Genomic DNA, 18,409 nt, shown 5'->3' with positions numbered 1-18,409 from the left:
TTCTGGGTATCAGCACCATTTTCAAGTAGTACAGCTTTTGCCTGACGGCATTAGCGCCGTGGAACCACCTGATCCCATGCCGAACTCAGAAGTGAAACGCGGTAGCGTCGATGGTAGTGTGGCATTCGCCATGCGAGAGTAGAACACTGTCAGGCACCCATTTAGAAGAGGCCTCCCATTCGGGAGGCCTTTTTGCATTGGAAATTTGCCGTTATGATGGGTTTCTTTTAGTAAAAATGCTGGGATGTCAGCACGTTGCCCGTTACTCTTGGTCTGGTGTTGTCGCGCGTCATTGCCAGAGGAGTATGCATGGCCACGTTGAAGGAAATTGCACAGGAGGCGGGGGTATCCCAGGCTACCGTGTCACGGGTGCTCAATGAAGATCCGACGCTGAGCGTCAAGGAAGAGACCAAGCAGAAGATCTTCGAGATCGCCGAGCGGCTGGAGTACAAGACCAGCGGTGCCCGCAAGGGGGTTCACAAGAGTAAGCTGCACTTCCTGGCGGTCTATGCCTACCCGCAGAGCACCGAGGTCAACGATCCCTACTATCTGGCCATCCGCTACGGCATCGAGACCCAGTGCGCCCGCCTCAACATCGAACTGACCCACTTCTACAACGGTGCCGAGGGGCGCGATCTCTCCGCCGTCGACGGCATCCTGGTCATCGGCCATCTGCCCGCAGAGCGTCTCGCCGCGCTGCACTCCCTCTCTGCCCAGCTGGTGTTCGTGGATTGCCGCTCTCAAGGTGACTTTGACTCGATTGACGTGGATCTGGCGCTGATCAGCCAGCAGGTCGTGGATTTTTTCATGGCCCAGGGACACCAGCGCATCGGCTATATCGGCGGTCAGGATGATGGCCCGGATCTGCGCGAACTGGCCTTCCTCGACTACGGTCAACGCCTTGGTGTGGTGCAGGAGAGCGACCTCTATCGTGGGGATTTCTCCAGCGCCTCCGGTTACAAGTTGGCCAAAGAGATGCTGGCCGGGGATTGGCCCAAGGCACTGTTTGTGGCCTCCGACTCCATCGCCATCGGCGTGCTGCGTGCCATCCACGAGAAGGGGCTGGCGATTCCGCAGCAGATCGAGCTTATCAGCGTCAACGATATCCCGACCGCCAAGTTCACCTTTCCGCCCCTCTCCACGGTGCGGATCCACTCCGAGTTGATGGGCTCCCAGGGGGTCAATCTGCTGGTTGAACGGCTGCGTGACGAGCGGGACATTCCGCTGCGGGTGCTGGTACCGAGCAAATTGACTCTGCGCGGTACTACACGATAGTTTTAGTAAAATACCTCTGTTTTTAGTCGCGCCACCTTGCGGTGGTGCGATATCTCTCCTAAGTAAACCGCTTTCCCATATCTTCTAATAAACTCATATCATATTGTTTTATAGTTAATTTGATTACATCACAGCCTGCTGTTATCAACATCCATGCCACCCATCTATACCTTGCCCTCCTTTGTCTCCCGCTTCTGATCTCGCTCACAAAACCATCCACTCACTGTGATCAGGTTAAAACTTTACCGATCTAAAACTGATATTTAGTAAATGTTTATCTAGGGTTTACCCAGTTAACGTTGCCTTGTTCCGGGAGGACATGTGAATAACTGGGAAAACGTCCAATTCGTTGGTGAAAACAGGCTGGCCCCGCGCGCCTACTTCTTCTCTTATGCCGACCACGGGCTGGCGGCCACCATGCAGCGTGAGCTGAGCCGCCGTTTTCTGAGCCTGAGCGGCCAGTGGCAGTTCCACTACTTCGACCACCCCCTGCAGGTGCCGGAGGCCTTCTATCACAGCCCCATGGACGAGTGGGGCCAGATCACCGTGCCCAACATGTGGCAGATGGAAGGGCATGGTCAGCTGCAGTACACCGACGAGGGTTTTCCCTTCCCCATCGATGTGCCCTTCGTGCCGACCAACAACCCCACCGGCGCCTATCAGCGCAGCTTCGTGCTGAGCCCGGCCTGGGACGGCGAGCAGGTGATCATCAAGTTTGACGGGGTGGAGACCTACTTCGAGGTCTATGTAAACGGCCACTACGTCGGCTTCAGCAAGGGGAGCCGCCTCACCGCCGAATTCGACATCAGCGCCTATGCCAAAACCGGCGAGAACCTGCTCTCGGTGCGGGTGATGCAGTGGGCGGACTCCACTTACATCGAAGATCAGGACATGTGGTGGATGGCGGGTATCTTCCGCGACGTCTACCTGGTGGGCAAACCGGCGGTCCATGTGCAGGACTTCTTCATTCAGACCGCGCTGGCTGACGACAACCAGAGCGCCACCCTGAGCTGTGATATCCAGCTCGAAAACCTGGGCGAGTCGGCCAAGGATCACCGTCTGGTCTGGTCGCTGCTGGATCAGGGCAGCGAGATCGCCAGCGGCTCGCTCGACCATCTCGCCATCGACGGCAAGCTCGACTGCCGCTTCACGCTGGATCTGGCCAACCCCCATCTGTGGAGCGCCGAAGACCCTTACCTCTATCAGCTGCAACTCTCCCTCTACAACGCTCAGGGCGAGCTGCTGGAGGTGATCCCGCAGCGGGTCGGGGTGCGTGAAATCACCGTCAAGGATGGCCTCTTCTACGTCAACGGCCACTACCTCAAGCTGCACGGGGTGAACCGCCACGACAACGACCACCTCAAGAGCCGCGCGGTCGGCATGGACCGTGTTGAACGCGATATCGTGCTGATGAAGCAGCACAACCTCAACTCGGTGCGCACCGCCCACTACCCGAATGACCCGCGCTTCTACGAGCTGTGCGACCAGTACGGTCTGTTCGTGATGGCGGAGACCGACGTGGAGACCCACGGCTTTGCCAACGTCGGCGATCTCAGCCGCATCACCGATGACCCCTTCTGGGAGCCGGTGTTCGTGGATCGCATCGAGCGCCACGTGCACGCCCAGAAGAACCACCCCTCCATCATCATCTGGTCGCTCGGCAACGAGTCCGGCTACGGCTGCAATATCAGAGCCATGTACCAGCGCTGCAAGGCGATCGATCCGACCCGGCTGGTGCACTACGAAGAGGATCGCGATGCCGAGGTGGTGGATGTGGTGAGCACCATGTACTCGCGCGTCTCCCAGATGAACTGCTTCGGCGAGTTCCCTATGACCAAGCCGCGCATCCTCTGTGAATACGCCCACGCCATGGGCAACGGCCCGGGTGGCCTCAGCGAATACCAGCAGGTGTTTGACCGTCATCCCCATATCCAGGGTCACTACATCTGGGAGTGGTGCGATCACGGCATCCTGGATCAGGACGAGCAGGGGCGCCCGGTCTACAAGTACGGCGGCGACTACGGCGACTACCCCAACAACTACAACTTCTGCATGGATGGCCTCATCTACCCGGATCAGACCCCGGGGCCGGGCCTGCGCGAATACAAGCAGGTGCTCTGCCCGGTCAAGGTGCGCGCGCTGGATCTGGCGAGCGGCATGCTTGAGCTGGAAAACCGCTACTGGTTCTCCAATCTGGACGACATCCGCCTGCTGGTCGAGGTGAAGGCGGAAGGCGAACTGCTGGCTAGTCAGCAAATCCGGCTGGAAGGGGTGGCCCCCGGCGCCATTACCGAGCTGCAGCTTGAGTTGCCCTCTCTCGATGAGCGGGAGACTTTCGTCCAGCTGCGGGTCATCAAGGCCAGTGCCACCCGTTACAGCGCGGCGGAGCACGAGCTGGGCCAGTACCAGTTCCAGCTGAAGGCATCGACTCGCCAGCTGCAGCCCTTTGCCAACCCCAACGCAACCCCGTTGCAGATTGCCGATGAGCTGCTCGACTTGACCCTGAGCGGTAGCGGCTTTGCCCTGCGCTTCTCGCGCCTCGACGGCAAGCTGGTGAGCTGGCAGCAGGATGGCATCGAGCTCATCGAGCGGGCGCCGCGCCTCACCTTCTTCAAGCCGATGATCGACAACCACAAGCAGGAGTACGAGAGCCTGTGGCACCCGAACCACCTGCAGATCATGCAGGAGCACTTCCGCACCTTGAACTGGCGTCAGCTGGGCAAGGCGGTCGAGGTGACGGTGGAGAGCCTGATTGCGCCGCCAGTGTTCGACTTCGGCATGCGCTGCCGCTACGTCTACACCCTGAGTCCGAACGGTCAGCTGCACGTGGCGCTGTCCGGTCAGCCCTACGGCGGTTATGACGACATCATCCCCAAGATCGGCTTCGAGCTGGGCATTCGTCAGGATCTCGACCGGGTGCACTACCTTGGCATGGGGCCGGGTGAAAACTATCAGGACAGCCGCCAGAGCAACTGGATCGACAGCTTCCAGAGCACAGTGGGCGAGATGTGGGAGCACTACCCCTTCCCGCAGGACAACGGCAACCGCCAGCAGGTGCGCTGGGCGACCCTGACCAACCGTCACGGCGCCGGTCTCTACGTGCGGCCCGATGCCCCCATCAACCTGAGCGTCTGGCCCTACAGCTGGGAGCATATCCACGCGGCGCAGCACATCAACGAGCTGGAGCCCTGCGGTTATCTCACCCTCAATCTGGATCACAAGGTGCTGGGGCTCGGCTCCAACTCCTGGGGATCCGAGGTGCTGGACTCCTGGCGGGTGCGCTTCGAGCCGTTCAGCTTCGGCCTGACCCTGCTGCCTATCGCCCGTGGCAACCTCAATCCGGCTGCGCTGGCCGGGCTCGATCTCACCATCAACGGCGGGAGGAACCTCGCATGATCACCCTGGACAACCTGACCCTGTTCAAAAACATCTACCGGGAGGGCAAGAAGTGGGGCCGCTGCGTGGATGCCATCGACAACCTGGCCAACCTCAAGCCCGGCATCTGCCACTCCATCGGTGACTCCCTCACCTACCGCTTGCAGGAGGGGGCCAGCCCGGCCACCTCCCTGTTCGAGGGGCAGCGCCGTTACTTCGACGTTCACTACTACCTGGAAGGGGCAGAGACGGTGGAGTGGGCTGCCAAGTCGGATCTGCGGGTCGAGCAGGGCTATGACGACACCACAGACCGCGAGTGGCTGGCTGGCGAGGTGCGTGAGCGCCAGCAGGTGGGCAACGGCCAGGTGGTGATCTTCGAGAACGACGAGGCTTACCGATTCGTCGGCGACAGCCCGGTGCGCAAGCTGATCATCAAGGTCACCGTCGAAGGCGGCTACTTCAAAAACAAATAACAAGCCGCTGGTTCTGCACTGACAAAGCCGGAAGGGCGGGGCTCACCCTACAACTAATGCCCCGCCCTTTCGCTGAGATAACTACAGGTCTGGAGATGCACCATGTCTGATTCCAAACGCAATACGATAGGCAAGTTTGGTCTGCTGTCGCTCACCTTCGCGGCGGTATTCAGCTTCAACAACGTCATCAACAACAACATCGAGATCGGTCTGGCCTCGGCCCCGATGTTCTTTCTGGCCACCATTTTTTACTTCATTCCGTTTTGCCTGATCATTGCGGAATTTGTGTCACTGAACAAAAACTCCGAAGCGGGCGTCTATGCCTGGGTGAAGAGCTCCCTCGGTGGTCGCTGGGCCTTTATCTCCGCCTACACCTACTGGTTCGTGAACCTCTTCTTCTTCACCTCGCTGCTGCCGCGGGTTATCGCCTACGCCTCCTATGCCTTCCTCGGCTACGAGTACATTCTCACCCCGGTGGCGACCACGGCCTTGAGCATGGTGCTGTTTGCCTTTGCCACTTACGTCTCCACCAACGGCGCCAAGATGCTCGGCCCCATCACCTCGGTGACCTCGTCCCTGATGCTGCTGCTGACCCTCTCCTACATCCTGCTGGCGGGCGCGGCTCTGGTGGGCGGCGTGCAACCAGCCGATCCCATCACGGTAGAGGCCATGGTCCCCGATTTCAGCTGGGCCTTCTTGGGCATCACCACCTGGATCTTTATGGCGGCCGGTGGCGCCGAGTCGGTGGCGGTCTACGTCAATGACGTGAAGGGCGGCTCCAAATCCTTCGTGAAGGTGATCATCGTCGCCGGGATCTTTATCGGGGTGCTCTACTCCATCGCATCGCTGTTGATCAACGTCTTCGTCCACAGCGACACCCTGAAATACACCGGCGGCTCGGTGCAGGTGTTCGAGGGGCTGGCGGCCCATTTCGGCCTGCCGGAGATCCTGATGAACCGCTTCGTCGGGCTGGTCTCCTTCACCGCCATGTTCGGCTCCCTGCTGATGTGGACGGCGACCCCGGTGAAAATCTTTTTCTCCGAGATCCCGGCCGGCATCTTCGGCAAGAAGACGGTCGAGTTGAACGAGAACGGCGTGCCTGCCCGTGCAGCCTGGATCCAGTACCTCATAGTGCTGCCGCTGATGGTGATCCCGACCCTGGGCTCCAACACAGCGCAGGATCTGATGAACACCGTCATCAACATGACCGCTGCCGCTTCCATGCTGCCGCCGCTGTTCATCATGCTGGCCTACCTGAATCTGCGCCTGAAGCTCGATCACCTGCCGCGGGAGTTCAAGATGGGCTCGCGCACTACCGGCATCGCCGTGGTATCGGTGTTGATCGCCATCTTCTCGGTGGGCTTCCTCGCCTCCACCTTCCCGACCGGCGCTGACATCATGACCATCGTCTTCTACAACGTGGGCGGCATCGTGATTTTCCTCGGCTTCGCCTGGTGGAAATACAACAGATACGAGGCCTCCCTCAGCGCCGAGGCGCGCGCCAAAGAGGCCGAACCGGCGGCGCAGGTCGCCATGCAGGCGCCATAGGCACTGCATTGAATCCCAATCAGACCGGGTGGCCGTTGGCCACCCGCAACCCATTGAGCCAGATAAGGAGAAGAGCATGAGCGAGACGATCGAGTTTGCCGAATTCAAGCGGGTCGAGATGAAGGTGGGCAAGGTGCTGGAGGTGGTGCGCCACCCCGGGGCCGACAAACTCTACATCGTCCAGATCGACGTGGGGGGCGAGCGGCCGCTGCAGACCGTCACCAGTCTGGTGCCCCACTACCGCGAAGAGGAGCTGATGGGCAGCGAGGTGGTGGTACTGACCAACCTCAAGCCCACCAAAATGCGCGGTGAGCGATCCGAGTGCATGTTGCTGTGCGCCGAGACCCCGGACGAGAGCCAGAGCGTGCTGTTGCAACCACGGGTGCCGATGGCGCCGGGCACTCCGATCGTCTGAATGGTATTGCGAGCCGGTGCGGGAGACGGTACCGGTTCAGCAACGAGGCCGTGCACGCGGCCCGATCATAACAAGAGAGTAAAGCGCGGGGCCGACAGACCCTTGCCGAACACATCACAGAGTCACAGCGCTCCCCGCAGGGAGCGCAAGTCCACTGGAGGACACCATGTCTGAATCCGTACGCGGCACCATAGGCAAGTTTGCCTTGTTGTCGATGACCTTTGCCGCCGTGTTTAACGTGCGCAACATCGTCAACAACAACATCGAGCTGGGGCTCAGCTCCGCCCCCATCTTCCTGCTGGCGACCATCGTCTATTTCATCCCGTTCGTCTTCATCATCGCCGAGTTCGTCTCGGCCAATAAAAACTCCGAGTCGGGGATGTACGACTGGCTGAAAAAACCGCTCGGCACCCGGATGGCCTATCTGGGCTCGTTTCTCTACTGGTTCGTGAACCTGTTCTGGTTCGTCTCATTGCTGCCCAACGTCATCGCCTACGCCTCCTACGCCATGCTGGGGTACGAGTACAGTTTCTCGCCCATGGTCACTTCAGTCATCTCCATCGTACTGTTTGCGGCGGCGACCCATATCTCCACCAAGGGGGCGAGCTGGCTCGGCAAGATTGCCGAGATCGTGGCCTACGGGGTGTTTGCCCTGTTCGCCATCTATGTGCTGGGTGCCCTGATGGCCCTGAGTGGCGATCATGTGCCGGCCCAGCCCATCACCCTGGAGGCGATGACTCCCACCGTCAACTGGGCGACGCTGGGCATCATGTGCTGGATCTTCCAGGCGGCGGGCGGTGCCGAGACGGCAGCGGCCTACCTCAATGACGTGAAGGGGGGCCAGAAGTCCTTCATCAAGGTGATCATCAGCGCCGGCATCGTCATCGGTGCCATGTATGCGGTCGGTTCCCTTTTGGTGAACGTGTTCGTGCCGCGCGAGAGCCTCACCTATGCCGGTGGCATGGTGGAGATCTTCACCGGCATGGCCCAGTACTTCGGGCTCTCCGAGGCGCTGGTGGGCCGCTTCGTCGGCGTGGTGCTGTTCATCGCCATGTTCGGCTCCATGATGATGTGGACCTCGGCGCCGGTGAAGATCCACTTCTCCGAGATCCCGCAGGGGGTGTACGGCGAGAAGACCACCCAGCTCAACGAGCACGGGGTGCCGGTACGCGCCGCCTGGTGGCAGTTTGCCTTCGTGTTCGTGATGCTGGTGGTCAACGGCTTCGGCTCCGAGTCGGTGCAGCAGATGATGAACACCGCCATCAACCTCACCGCCGGTACCGCCATGCTGCCGCCGATCTTCATCATGGTGGCCTACTTCGTGTTCCGCTGGAAACATGACGACACCCCGCGCGACTTCCGCATGGGGTCGCGCAAGTTCGGGATGGGGGTGGTGTCGGTGCTGATCGCCATCTTCGTGGTGAGCATGAGCGCCTCTGCCTTCCCGAGCGGGGTGGATCTGGTGCGCGCCTTCTTCATCAACGTCTTCATGACCGCGGTCTTCTCGGCGCTGGCCTACTGGTGGATCTCCCGCTTCGAGAAGCGCCAGGCCCGCAAGCAGGCCACCGGCACAGCTGGCGGCAAGCTGGTCAAGCAGAGTTGAAGCACAAGGCTGGCCGGATCCGGTGGCCAGCCGGGATTGCTTAATTTCCGGCAGATAAAGGGGGGGCGCTCAACTTTGCGCCTCCCGCTTATCGGGGTAAGCTGGGGATTCGTTTCAACAGGAGCTGTGCCACAGCTCCTGTTGTGTTTCCTGTCGTCCCCGATCACCGGCCCCGCGAGGGGACGGGATCTGCTTTCACCGGAGACCGCTCGTGCGTCTGGATCCCTTTACCTCTGTACTAATTGTGGTGGTCGCGCTGGCCTCCTTCTTCCCCTGCGAGGGGCAGGTGGCCGTCTGGTTCGGTCTGCTGACCAAGCTGGCGGTGGCGCTGCTCTTCTTCATGCATGGTGCCAAGCTGTCGCGCCAGAACCTGCTGGCGGGCCTCGGCCACTGGCGGTTGCACCTGGTGGTGATGGCCAGCACCTTCGTGCTGTTTCCGCTGCTGGGGCTGCTGCTCACGCCACTGGTGCCCCACTGGCTGAGCCCGGCCATCTACCTCGGTTTCCTCTACCTCTGCGCCCTGCCTGCCACTGTGCAGTCGGCCATCGCCTTCACCTCCATGGCTGGCGGCAATGTGTCGGCGGCGGTGTGCAGCGCCTCGGCCTCCAGCATCCTCGGCATCTTCCTCTCGCCGGTGCTGGTGGGGCTGATGATCAATGTACAGGGGGAGGGGGTCGACACCTGGCACTCCATTCAGGCCATCATGGTGCAGCTGATGCTGCCGTTCGTGGTGGGGCACCTGTCACGCCCCCTCATCGGTCGCTGGGTCGACAGCCACCGGCCGCTCATTGGCAAGCTGGATCAGAGCTCCATCCTGCTGGTGGTCTATGTTGCCTTCAGCGAGGCGGTGGTGCAGGGGATTTGGCACCAGGTCGGCTGGTACGATCTGGCCAGTATCGTGCTGCTGAGCTGTGTGCTGCTGGCTCTGGTGCTGGGTTGGAACGTCTGGATCAGCCGCCGCCTCGGCTTCAACAGGGCGGACGAGATCACCATCGTCTTCTGCGGCTCCAAGAAGAGTCTGGCCAACGGGGTGCCCATGGCCAACGTCATGTTCCCGGCCGCCAGCGTCGGGGTAATGGTGCTGCCGCTGATGATCTTCCACCAGATCCAGCTGATGGTGTGCGCCGTGCTGGCCCGTCGCTACCGCGAGCAGGAGGCGGTGCCCCAGGTGCAGGAGGGGTAAGCCATCGGGATAAAAAAGAGGGAGGCCATGGGCCTCCCTCTTTCGTTTGCCGCCTCGTCAGCGTTTGCGCCAGACGGTGAGCTGGGCCACCGTGTGCTGGTACTTGCGGGCGGTCTCGCGAATGACGAAGGGGACGTCCCTCGGGGGCATCTGCTCCTCGAACTCCTCCGCCAGCAGCCGCTGCAACGCCTGATAGGTGGTGAGGGCCTCGCCGTTCTCGCGCACACCGCCGAGCCAGTTGGTCTTGGGGGTGTAGTCGGTCAGCCAGGTGTAGGGGCTGGTGAGCACCAGCAGGCCGCCGCTGCGAAGGCGCGGAGCGATGTCCCGCAGGAAGCGGGCGGGTTCCCGCAGCCGGTCGATGAGGTTGGAGGCGAGCACCAGGTCGTAGTCGCCGTACTTGGGCTTGAGGTTGCAGGCATCCCCCTGGCTGAAGTGAACGCGATCGGCCTGCTCGCGGCCGAGCTCATGGCGGGAGAGGCGCGCCTCGCAATACTCCACCAGCTCCCCTTCCACCGGCACCGCGTAGCGGAAGCTGTCCTGGCTGGCGAGCGCCAACGCCACGTCGATGAAGCGGGCCGAGTAGTCGACCCCGTCCACGTGGGCGAAGTGGCGGGCCAGTTCGAAGCTGGCGCGGCCGGTGGCGCAGCCGATGTCGAGCGCCCGTTCATGGCGGCTGCACAGCTCGCTGGCAAGGCCGGCCAGAGCCTGGGCGTAGTTGGCGACCCCGAAGTGGCTTGGGCCGTACTGGAAGTCGAGGTACTGAGCGACGAGCGTGTCGGTTTCATAGGGATTCACGATGACGGGCTCCTGATGGCGGGATACCAGATAGCGGAAGCCCGCATGCTGGAAGAAGTGGCGACGGAAGGCGTAGCGGGAGGACTTGAGCGCCTCGTTGCCGGTACTGATCCAGCTGCCCCCCTTGATCAGGGTGTGTTTGCCGTCGAAGGTGGGGGTGGAGAAGTCGTCGTAGAGGGGGTGCACCTTGAACCCCTCGAAGCCGTCGATGGCGGTGCTGGTCCACTGCCAGACGTTGCCCACCAGATCGAAGAAGCTGCCCTGCGGGCAAGCATCCACCGGACAGGAGGACGCGAAGCGAGCCAGGTTGATGTTGCCGGGCGCCTCGATCCAGTCCGGCTGGTCACCAGCCAGCTGTTCGCGCAGCAGCATCCACTCCGCCTCGCTTGGCAGCTGGATGGGCAGGCCGGTCTGGGCCGCCTGCCAGCGGCAGAAGGCGGCGGCCTCCAGCTGGTTCACCTCCGCCGGCCAGTCCCAGGGCATAGGGACCTGCTCGGTCATCAACCGCAGTTGCAGTTGCTCGGGTTCGAGGGGGTCACCGACCCAGAAGGTGGGCATGCGGGCCCTGGCATACTGGCGCCAGCCCCAGCCTTCGTCATCCCACCAGGCGCGGGTCTCGTAGCCGCCCGCCTGCACGAAGTCGAAAAATTCTGCGTTGCTCACCAGCATGCGACTGGCCTGGAAGGGGGCCAGTTTGATATGGCGCTCGCCGTATTCGTTGTCCCAGCCGTAGGTGGCGTCCTGTTTGCCGAGCCGCACCCGGCCGCCGGGCACCGGCAGCAGGCTGTTGGCGGGCACCTCGTCACGGCGATGGCGCGCCTCGGGGCAGGCGGGCCACTGGGGCTGGCTGCGTACCCAGGCCAGCGGCAGCTGGCGGATCAGCACGCTGGAGGTCTCGAGGTGGATACGCTCGTGCTCTATGCCCATCAGGATGACCCAGGCCGGGCTCTGCCAATGGATGGGCAGCTCGATCGGCATCCGCTCGATGAAATCACACACCAGGGCGCGCACCCGGCCCCGATAGTCACGCAGCTCGCTGACGGAGGGCCAGTCGTAGTGGGTCTCGTCCAGATCGTCCCAGCTCATCTCGTCCACCCCGATGGCGACCATGGCCTCGATACGGGCGTCGAGCCGCCCCTCGATGAGGCGGGCCGCCAGCAGCTTGTTGATGAAGAAGGCGGCGGTGTGGCCGTAGTAGAAGATGAGCGGGTGGCGCAGGGGGATCGCCTTGTCAAACCAGGCGCGCTGGTCGGCCAGGCAGTCGAACAGCGAGTCGTAGAGATCGAAGGTCTGGCAGAAGTAGGCGAGCAGCTCGCGGCGCTTGTGTTCGGGATCGCTGCCGGTCAGCAGCGGGGTTCGGGTCGGTTCCGGCAGGCCGGTGGCGGTGGAATAGAGAAGAGTGGCTTGGGTCACGCTCTGACTCCTTGTTGGCAGTGAAGACTGACAAGACAGTGGTAATGGCATTACCGCAATGGAGAGCTTTGTACGCACAAGGTACCACTATTGGCTCAACAGACCGGCTCGGCAACCAAAAACTTCCACGGCTTGTCAGCATAGCGACCCCGCGAACGGCTCGCCAGCCAACCCTCCGCCTGCCCGTTCGGGGATGGTCAGATTCGCCATTTTATGGTCTGAATGACTCTCAACTTGCTGTGGTTATGTGGTGTAAGAATGGATATCGTCTTGTAAACCATGTGGTTGATTAACTGGCACAGGCTTTGCGATGGATGCTGACCAAGGGGCCGCGACTGGCCAATACACAATGAGGAGAGTGGCGATGAAATGGATGATGGGCGTGGTGCTGGCGGTCGGGCTCAGCGGGTGCAGCTGGCTGGATGATACCCAGGTGAGCGGGGCGGGGGCCGTGATCGAGCAGCAGCACGGGATGGGCCGGCAGGTGACCCGGGTGCTGGCCGGGGTGCCTGCCAGTGTCCATCTGGTGGCCGGCGAGCCGCGCGGGGTACACATCCGTGGGCAGGAGAACCTGCTGCCTTACCTGGTGTTGAGCGAGCGGGGCGACAAGCTGGAGATCGAGGTGAAGGATGGCTACCGGCTCGATCCGACCGAGCCGCTGGAGATCACCATCACCCTGCCCGCGCTCCATGAGCTGGCGCTGGCAGGGGTCGCCAACGGTGAGCTGCGCGGCTTCAAGGGGGAGGCGCTGGTGCTGTCGGTGGCCGGGGTCGGTGACATAGTCGCCGACGGGCTCGAACTGGATCGGCTGGAGGGTAACATCGCGGGAGCGGGCAGCCTGGATCTGGGGAACAGCACGGCGAGGGCCGTCGAGCTCAACATCGCCGGCTCGGGGGATGTGCTGGGGGCCGAGCTCAAGGGTCGCGAGGTGGAGGTCAATATCGCCGGCAGCGGCGACGTGGAGGTTAGGGCCCAGGATCGGCTCAAGGTGGGCATCGCCGGCTCTGGCTCGGTCAGCTACTGGGGTGATCCCGTGCTGCAGAGCGAGATTGCCGGCTCCGGCGAGGTGAGCCGGCAGGGCAGCTGAATGGTCTTGTCCACCGACCAGAAGAAAACAGGCCCGTCACGGGCCTGTTTCGATCAGAGGTGGCGGGCGTGAAAGCGCAGGTGCGCCTCGATAAAGCTCGCCACGAAGTAGTAGCTGTGATCGTACCCGGGGTGGCGGTTGAGCTCCAGCGGCCACTCCTTGGTGGCGGCCACATCGGCCAGGGCATCGATGTGCAGCTGTTCGGCCAGGAAGGGATCGTCCAGCCCCACATCCACCAGAGTCGGCAGTGGTTTGACCGACTCATTGCGCAGCAGCTGGCAGGCGTCCCACTCCTGCCACAGCAAGGGGTTGTTGCCGAGGTAGGCGCCAAGCGCCTTCTGGCCCCAGGGGCAGCGGCTCGGGTGGCTGATGGGGCTGAAGGCCGACACCGAGCGGTAGCGACCCGGCTCGCGCAGGGCGGCGATGAGCGCCCCGTGGCCCCCCATGGAGTGGCCGCTGATGGCCCGTTTCGTAGAGACCGGGAAGTGGGTCTCGATGAGCTCGGGCAACTCGCGGGTGACGTAGTCGTACATCTGGTAGTGATCGCGCCAGGGGTGCTGGGTGGCGTTGACGTAGAAGCCGGCGCCCATGCCGAGATCGTAACCGGGATCGTCCGCTACCTCTTCGCCGCGCGGGCTGGTGTCTGGCGCCACCAGGGCGATGCCGAGCTCGGCGGCGATGCGCTGGGCGCCCGCCTTTTGCATGAAGTTTTCATCGGTGCAGGTGAGGCCGGAGAGCCAGTAGAGCACGGGTACCTTCTGGCCGGTGAGGGCCTGGGGCGGCAGATAGATGGCGAAGCGCATCTCGCAACCCAGCACCTCGGAGGCGTGGCTGTAGCGCTTGTGCCAGCCGCCGAAGCTCTTGTTGCTGCTGATTATGTCCAGATTCATCGGGGGAACTCCTGCACCCCGCCCACGGTGGCGGGCGGGGTGATCATGCTCAGTAGTGGATGACGGTGCGGATGCTCTTGCCTTCGTGCATCAGATCGAACGCCTCGTTGATCTGCTCAAGCCCCATGGTGTGGGTGATGAAGTCGTCCAGCTTGAACTCGCCCTGCATGTAGCGCTGCACATAGCTCGGCAGCTCGCTGCGACCGCGCACGCCGCCGAAGGCGCTGCCGCGCCAGACCCGGCCGGTGACCAGCTGGAACGGACGGGTGCTGATCTCCTGGCCGGCACCGGCCACCCCGATGATGACCGACTCGCCCCAGCCCTTGTGGCAGCACTCCAGCGCCGCGCGCATCACCTTGACGTTGCCGATGCACTCGAACGAGAAGTCGACGCCGCCGTCGGTGAGCTCGACGATCACCTCCTGGATGGGCTTGTCATAATCGTTCGGGTTGATGCAGTCGGTGGCGCCCAGCTTGCGGGCCAGCTCGAACTTGCTCTCGTTGATGTCGATGGCGATGATGCGGCCGGCCTTGGCCAGGCGAGCCCCGATCACGGCGGAGAGGCCGATGCCGCCCAGCCCGAAGATGGCGACGCTCTCACCTTCTTTCACCTTGGCGGTGTTCATCACGGCGCCTATGCCGGTGGTGACGCCGCAACCGAGCAGGCAGACCTCTTCCAGCGGGGCGGCAGGGTCCACCTTGGCGATGGAGATCTCGGGCAGTACCGTGTACTCGCTGAAGGTGGAGGTGCCCATGTAGTGATAGATGGGCTGGCCATCCTTGGAGAAGCGGGTGGTGCCGTCCGGCATCAGCCCCTTGCCCTGGGTGGCGCGGATCTTCTGGCACAGGTTGGTCTTGCCGGATTTGCAGAATTTGCACTCGCCGCACTCAGGGGTGTAGAGCGGGATCACGTGATCCCCCACCTTGACGCTGGTGACGCCCTCGCCGACGGATTCAACGATGCCGCCCCCCTCGTGACCGAGGATGCAGGGGAAGACCCCTTCCGGATCTTCACCGGAGAGGGTGAAGGCATCGGTGTGGCAGACGCCGGTCGCGACGATGCGTACCCGCACTTCACCCGCCTGGGGCGGCATGACCTCGACTTCTTCGATGGAGAGGGGCTGGCCCGGGCCCCAGGCGATGGCGGCCTTACACTTGATGCTTTGAACCTGTGCCATGACGGATGTCCTTATTGTTGAGCAGGGTGAGGAGAATGGGTTCGGACATCCAGTGTAGTTTCCCGCTTATTTGGTGATAATAAGGCGAAATCTGAAATCACTTTTACTGACAGGTAATAATGTTCGGCTGGGAAGGGATCTGTGAATTTGTCAGCGTGGCGGAGCAGGGGGGCTTTACCCCGGCGGCGCGCAAGCTGGGGGTGTCGGTGGCGCAAGTCAGCCGGCAGGTGGCACAGCTGGAGGATCGGCTGCAGGCCAAGCTGTTGCTGCGCACCACACGCCAGGTGCGGCTCACCGAGCTCGGTGAGATCTACTATCGCCACTGTCGCCAGCTGCTGGACAACCTCTACGAAGCGGAGCTGGCGGTGGGGCGCCATCAGGCGGTACCGCAGGGTACCCTGCGCATCACGGCCCCGGTCTCCTACGGCGAGAGCCGCATCGCCCCGCTGGTGAACGACTTCATGGTGCGCTTTCCCCAGCTGGAGGTGACCCTCAACCTCACCAACCAGCTGCTGGATCTGGTGCACGAAGGCTACGATCTGGCGCTGCGACTCGGGCACCTCAAGGATTCCAGCCTGGTGGCGCGCAAGCTGGCGCAGCGGGTGCCCTATGTGTGCGCCTCGCCCGCCTACACCGCCCGCCACGGCATGCCCAACAGCCTCTCCGAGCTCACCCGCCACACCTGCCTGGTGGGTAACAGCGACGAGTGGCACTTCACCCTGGATGGCCGCCCCCACAGCGTGCGGGTGCACGGACTGCTGCACTGCAACAGCGGCCACGCCCTGCTGGATGCGGCACTCAAGGGGATCGGCATCATCCAGCTGCCGGACTACTACGTGAGCGACCACCTGGCCCAAGGCGAGCTTATCGAGCTGCTGCCGGAGCTGCGGGCACCGGCGGAGGGGATCTGGGCCCTCTATCCCCACAACCGCCACCTCTCTCCCAAGGTGCGACTGCTGGTGGACTATCTGGCCGAACGGCTGAGCGATCCCCATCAGCCCGCGCTGGTGCGCCCCGTCGGCTGAGCTCAGCTCAATAAAAAAGGCCCGCTTGTGCGGGCCTTTTTCATGGCATGAAGGGGGCTATTCCCGCTCCTTGACGTAGGGGGTGCCGAGCGCCTTGGGTGCCACCGCCTTGCCGATGAAGCCGGCCAGCAGGAACACGGTCAGGATGTAGGGCAGCGCCTCGATGGCCTGCACCGGGATCGGGAAACCGCCGATGCTGACCCCTTGCAGCCGGATGGCGACCGCATCGAGGAAGCCGAACAGCAGGCAGGCCGCCATGGCGTTCCAGGGACGCCACTTGCCGAACACCAGCGCCGCCAGCGCCATGAAGCCCTTGCCCGCGCTCATGTTGGGGATGAACTGGGCAGTCTGGGCCACCGCCAGGTAGGTGCCGCCGATGCCGGCCAGCAGGCCGCCGATGATGAGCGCCGTGTAGCGCATGCGCACCACCGAGATACCGGCGGTGTCGACCGCAGCCGGCGCCTCGCCCACCGCCCGCAGGCGCAGGCCGAAGCGGGTACGGAACAGCACCCACCAGGCCAGCGGCACGGCGGCGAACGCCACGTACTCCAGCAGGGAGTGGCCGCTCAGCAGCTCGCTGTAGAGCTGGCCAACGACAGGCACGTCATACAGCTCCTTGGCATAGGGCAGGTCGATGGGGGCGAAGCGGGCCGCGCCGGACAGCGCCGGGGTCTGGCCACCCTGATCGAACCAGTAACGGCCCAGGGTGACGGTCAGGCCGGCCGCCAGGATGTTGATGGCCATGCCGCTCACCACCTGGTCACCACGGTGGGTGATGGTGGCAAAGCCGTGCATCAGGGCGAACAGGATGGAGACGCCCACCCCGGCACCCAGCCCAATCCAGGCAGAGCCGGAGACGGCTGCTGCCGCCGCGCTGGCGAACGCCGCCGCCAGCAGCTTGCCCTCCAGGGCGATGTTGACCACCCCGGAGCGCTCGCAGAACATGCCGGCCATGGCCGCCAGGATCAGCGGTGGCGCGGTGCGGATGGTGGCATCCAGCATCAGGATCAGAATTTCAAACATGATCAGGCCCCCTTGGCTTGCGCGGCTGAGCGGTTGGCAAACGCCAGATAGAGCTGCTCGATGCGCGGACGCATCATGTGCTCGAGGGCGCCACAGAACAGGATCACCAGACCCTGCAACACCACCACTATGTTGCGGTCCACCCCGAACTCGAAGCTGAGCTCGGCGCCGCCCTGATAGAGGAAGCCGAACAGCAGGCTGGCGATGATGACGCCGACCGGGTGGTTGCGCCCCATCAGCGCCACCGCGATGCCGGTGAAGCCGAACCCTTCCACGAAGTTGAGCTTGATCTGGTGTAGTTCACCCTGCAGCACGTTGAGGGCGAAGAAGCCCGACAGCATGCCGGAGATCACCATGGCCAGGATCACCACCTTGGGATAGGAGATGCCGGCATAGGCGGACGCACTCTGGCTGGCGCCGACCGAGCGGATCTCGTAGCCCCAGCGGGTATGCCAGATGAAGACCCACACCAGGGCCGCGCAGAGCAGTGCCCAGAAGAAGCTGATGTTGAGCGGGCTGTTCGACATCTCCATGCCGAATGCCCCCGCCAGTTCGCTCATCTTCGGCAGCCAGCTCGCCTCGGCGAACACCTTGCTCTCGGTGGCCATGGAGCCCGCCGGCTTGAACACCTCGACCAGCAGGTAGGCCATCAGGGAGGCGGCGATGAAGTTGAACATGATGGTGGTGATGACGATGTGGCTGCCGCGCTTGGCTTGCAGCCAGGCCGGGATGAAGGCCCAGGCCGCACCGAACAGGCCGCCGGCGATGATGGCCAGCGGCAGCAGCAGGGCGAACGGCAGGGAATCACCCAGCAGCAGACAGACCAGACCGACGCCGAGGCCGCCGATATAGGCCTGCCCCTCGCCACCGATGTTGAACAGGCCGGCGTGGAAGGCCACCGCCACCGACAGACCGGTAAAGATGAAGCCGGTCGCGTAGTAGAGGGTGAAACCGACCCCTTCACCGGTGCCGAAGGCGCCGTACCACATGATCTCGGCGGCATCGACCGGGTTGATGTCGAGGTAGTAGAACAGGATGGCCGACACCAGGAAGGCCAGCAGGATGTTGACCGCGGGCAGTACGCCCACGGAGATCCAGGCAGGGATACGTGCTTGGCTCATGGGCGA

Annotated in this window: 14 protein-coding genes and 1 rRNA gene; 10 read left to right on the top strand and 5 right to left on the bottom strand. The window is 63.0% G+C overall.

Annotation, left to right across the window (positions count from 1 at the left end; all coding sequences use genetic code 11):
• The first annotated feature begins 40 nt into the window (after window positions 1-40).
• The 8 genes from rrf (at window position 41) to BN1143_RS08585 (ending at window position 9,872) form a co-directional block, all read left to right on the top strand.
• Window positions 41-155: ribosomal RNA gene (gene rrf, locus BN1143_RS08620) — 5S ribosomal RNA — on the top strand.
• A gap of 154 nt (window positions 156-309) precedes the next feature.
• On the top strand, window positions 310-1,275 hold the full coding sequence (ebgR, locus tag BN1143_RS08615; RefSeq protein ID WP_017783352.1) for a transcriptional regulator EbgR: 966 nt from the start codon (window positions 310-312) through the stop codon (window positions 1,273-1,275).
• Between the two features lie 321 nt (window positions 1,276-1,596).
• Window positions 1,597-4,671: a beta-galactosidase subunit alpha gene (gene ebgA / locus BN1143_RS08610; protein WP_042050300.1), complete on the top strand. Its 3,075-nt coding sequence runs from the start codon at window positions 1,597-1,599 to the stop codon at window positions 4,669-4,671.
• Window positions 4,668-5,123 (top strand): beta-galactosidase subunit beta, encoded by a 456-nt coding sequence (locus BN1143_RS08605; RefSeq protein WP_042050299.1) that lies wholly within the window; start codon window positions 4,668-4,670, stop codon window positions 5,121-5,123. Before ebgA ends, BN1143_RS08605 begins: the two co-directional genes overlap by 4 nt.
• 102 nt (window positions 5,124-5,225) lie before the next feature.
• On the top strand, window positions 5,226-6,671 hold the full coding sequence (locus BN1143_RS08600) for an amino acid permease (protein WP_042050298.1): 1,446 nt from the start codon (window positions 5,226-5,228) through the stop codon (window positions 6,669-6,671).
• Window positions 6,672-6,747: 76 nt separating this feature from the next.
• Window positions 6,748-7,086 (top strand): tRNA-binding protein, encoded by a 339-nt coding sequence (locus BN1143_RS08595; protein ID WP_041214113.1) that lies wholly within the window; start codon window positions 6,748-6,750, stop codon window positions 7,084-7,086.
• A gap of 166 nt (window positions 7,087-7,252) precedes the next feature.
• A complete protein-coding gene (locus tag BN1143_RS08590; protein ID WP_042050297.1) occupies window positions 7,253-8,689 on the top strand; it encodes an amino acid permease in 1,437 nt (478 codons plus the stop codon).
• A gap of 211 nt (window positions 8,690-8,900) precedes the next feature.
• Window positions 8,901-9,872 (top strand): bile acid:sodium symporter family protein, encoded by a 972-nt coding sequence (locus BN1143_RS08585; RefSeq protein ID WP_042050296.1) that lies wholly within the window; start codon window positions 8,901-8,903, stop codon window positions 9,870-9,872.
• A gap of 57 nt (window positions 9,873-9,929) precedes the next feature.
• Here BN1143_RS08585 and ovoA read toward each other — a convergent pair whose 3' ends face one another.
• Window positions 9,930-12,080: a 5-histidylcysteine sulfoxide synthase gene (gene ovoA, locus BN1143_RS08580; RefSeq protein ID WP_042050295.1), complete on the bottom strand. Its 2,151-nt coding sequence runs from the start codon at window positions 12,078-12,080 to the stop codon at window positions 9,930-9,932.
• A gap of 364 nt (window positions 12,081-12,444) precedes the next feature.
• Here ovoA and BN1143_RS08575 point away from each other — a divergent pair, with 364 nt between their 5' ends.
• On the top strand, window positions 12,445-13,167 hold the full coding sequence (locus BN1143_RS08575) for a head GIN domain-containing protein (RefSeq protein WP_042050294.1): 723 nt from the start codon (window positions 12,445-12,447) through the stop codon (window positions 13,165-13,167).
• A gap of 53 nt (window positions 13,168-13,220) precedes the next feature.
• Here BN1143_RS08575 and fghA read toward each other — a convergent pair whose 3' ends face one another.
• Both fghA and BN1143_RS08565 read right to left on the bottom strand, forming a co-directional pair.
• Window positions 13,221-14,057 (bottom strand): S-formylglutathione hydrolase, encoded by an 837-nt coding sequence (gene fghA / locus BN1143_RS08570; RefSeq protein WP_042050293.1) that lies wholly within the window; start codon window positions 14,055-14,057, stop codon window positions 13,221-13,223.
• Window positions 14,058-14,106: 49 nt separating this feature from the next.
• A complete protein-coding gene (locus tag BN1143_RS08565) occupies window positions 14,107-15,234 on the bottom strand; it encodes an S-(hydroxymethyl)glutathione dehydrogenase/class III alcohol dehydrogenase (protein WP_010635490.1) in 1,128 nt (375 codons plus the stop codon).
• A gap of 119 nt (window positions 15,235-15,353) precedes the next feature.
• Between BN1143_RS08565 and BN1143_RS08560 the strand changes: the two genes are divergently transcribed.
• Window positions 15,354-16,259: a LysR substrate-binding domain-containing protein gene (locus tag BN1143_RS08560; RefSeq protein ID WP_005307641.1), complete on the top strand. Its 906-nt coding sequence runs from the start codon at window positions 15,354-15,356 to the stop codon at window positions 16,257-16,259.
• A gap of 57 nt (window positions 16,260-16,316) precedes the next feature.
• Here BN1143_RS08560 and BN1143_RS08555 read toward each other — a convergent pair whose 3' ends face one another.
• Together BN1143_RS08555 and BN1143_RS08550 are read right to left on the bottom strand one after the other, a co-directional pair.
• Window positions 16,317-17,282: an ABC transporter permease gene (locus tag BN1143_RS08555; protein WP_024943032.1), complete on the bottom strand. Its 966-nt coding sequence runs from the start codon at window positions 17,280-17,282 to the stop codon at window positions 16,317-16,319.
• Between the two features lie 2 nt (window positions 17,283-17,284).
• Window positions 17,285-18,403, bottom strand: a complete 1,119-nt coding sequence (locus BN1143_RS08550; protein WP_024943031.1) for an ABC transporter permease — start codon at window positions 18,401-18,403, stop codon at window positions 17,285-17,287.
• Between the last annotated feature and the right edge of the window lie 6 nt (window positions 18,404-18,409).

The sequence above is a fragment of the Aeromonas dhakensis genome (assembly GCF_000820305.1).
Taxonomy (GTDB): domain Bacteria; phylum Pseudomonadota; class Gammaproteobacteria; order Enterobacterales; family Aeromonadaceae; genus Aeromonas; species Aeromonas dhakensis.
The sequence above is the reverse complement of the archived record's forward strand: the minus strand, read 5'-3'. Positions and strand labels throughout refer to the sequence as shown.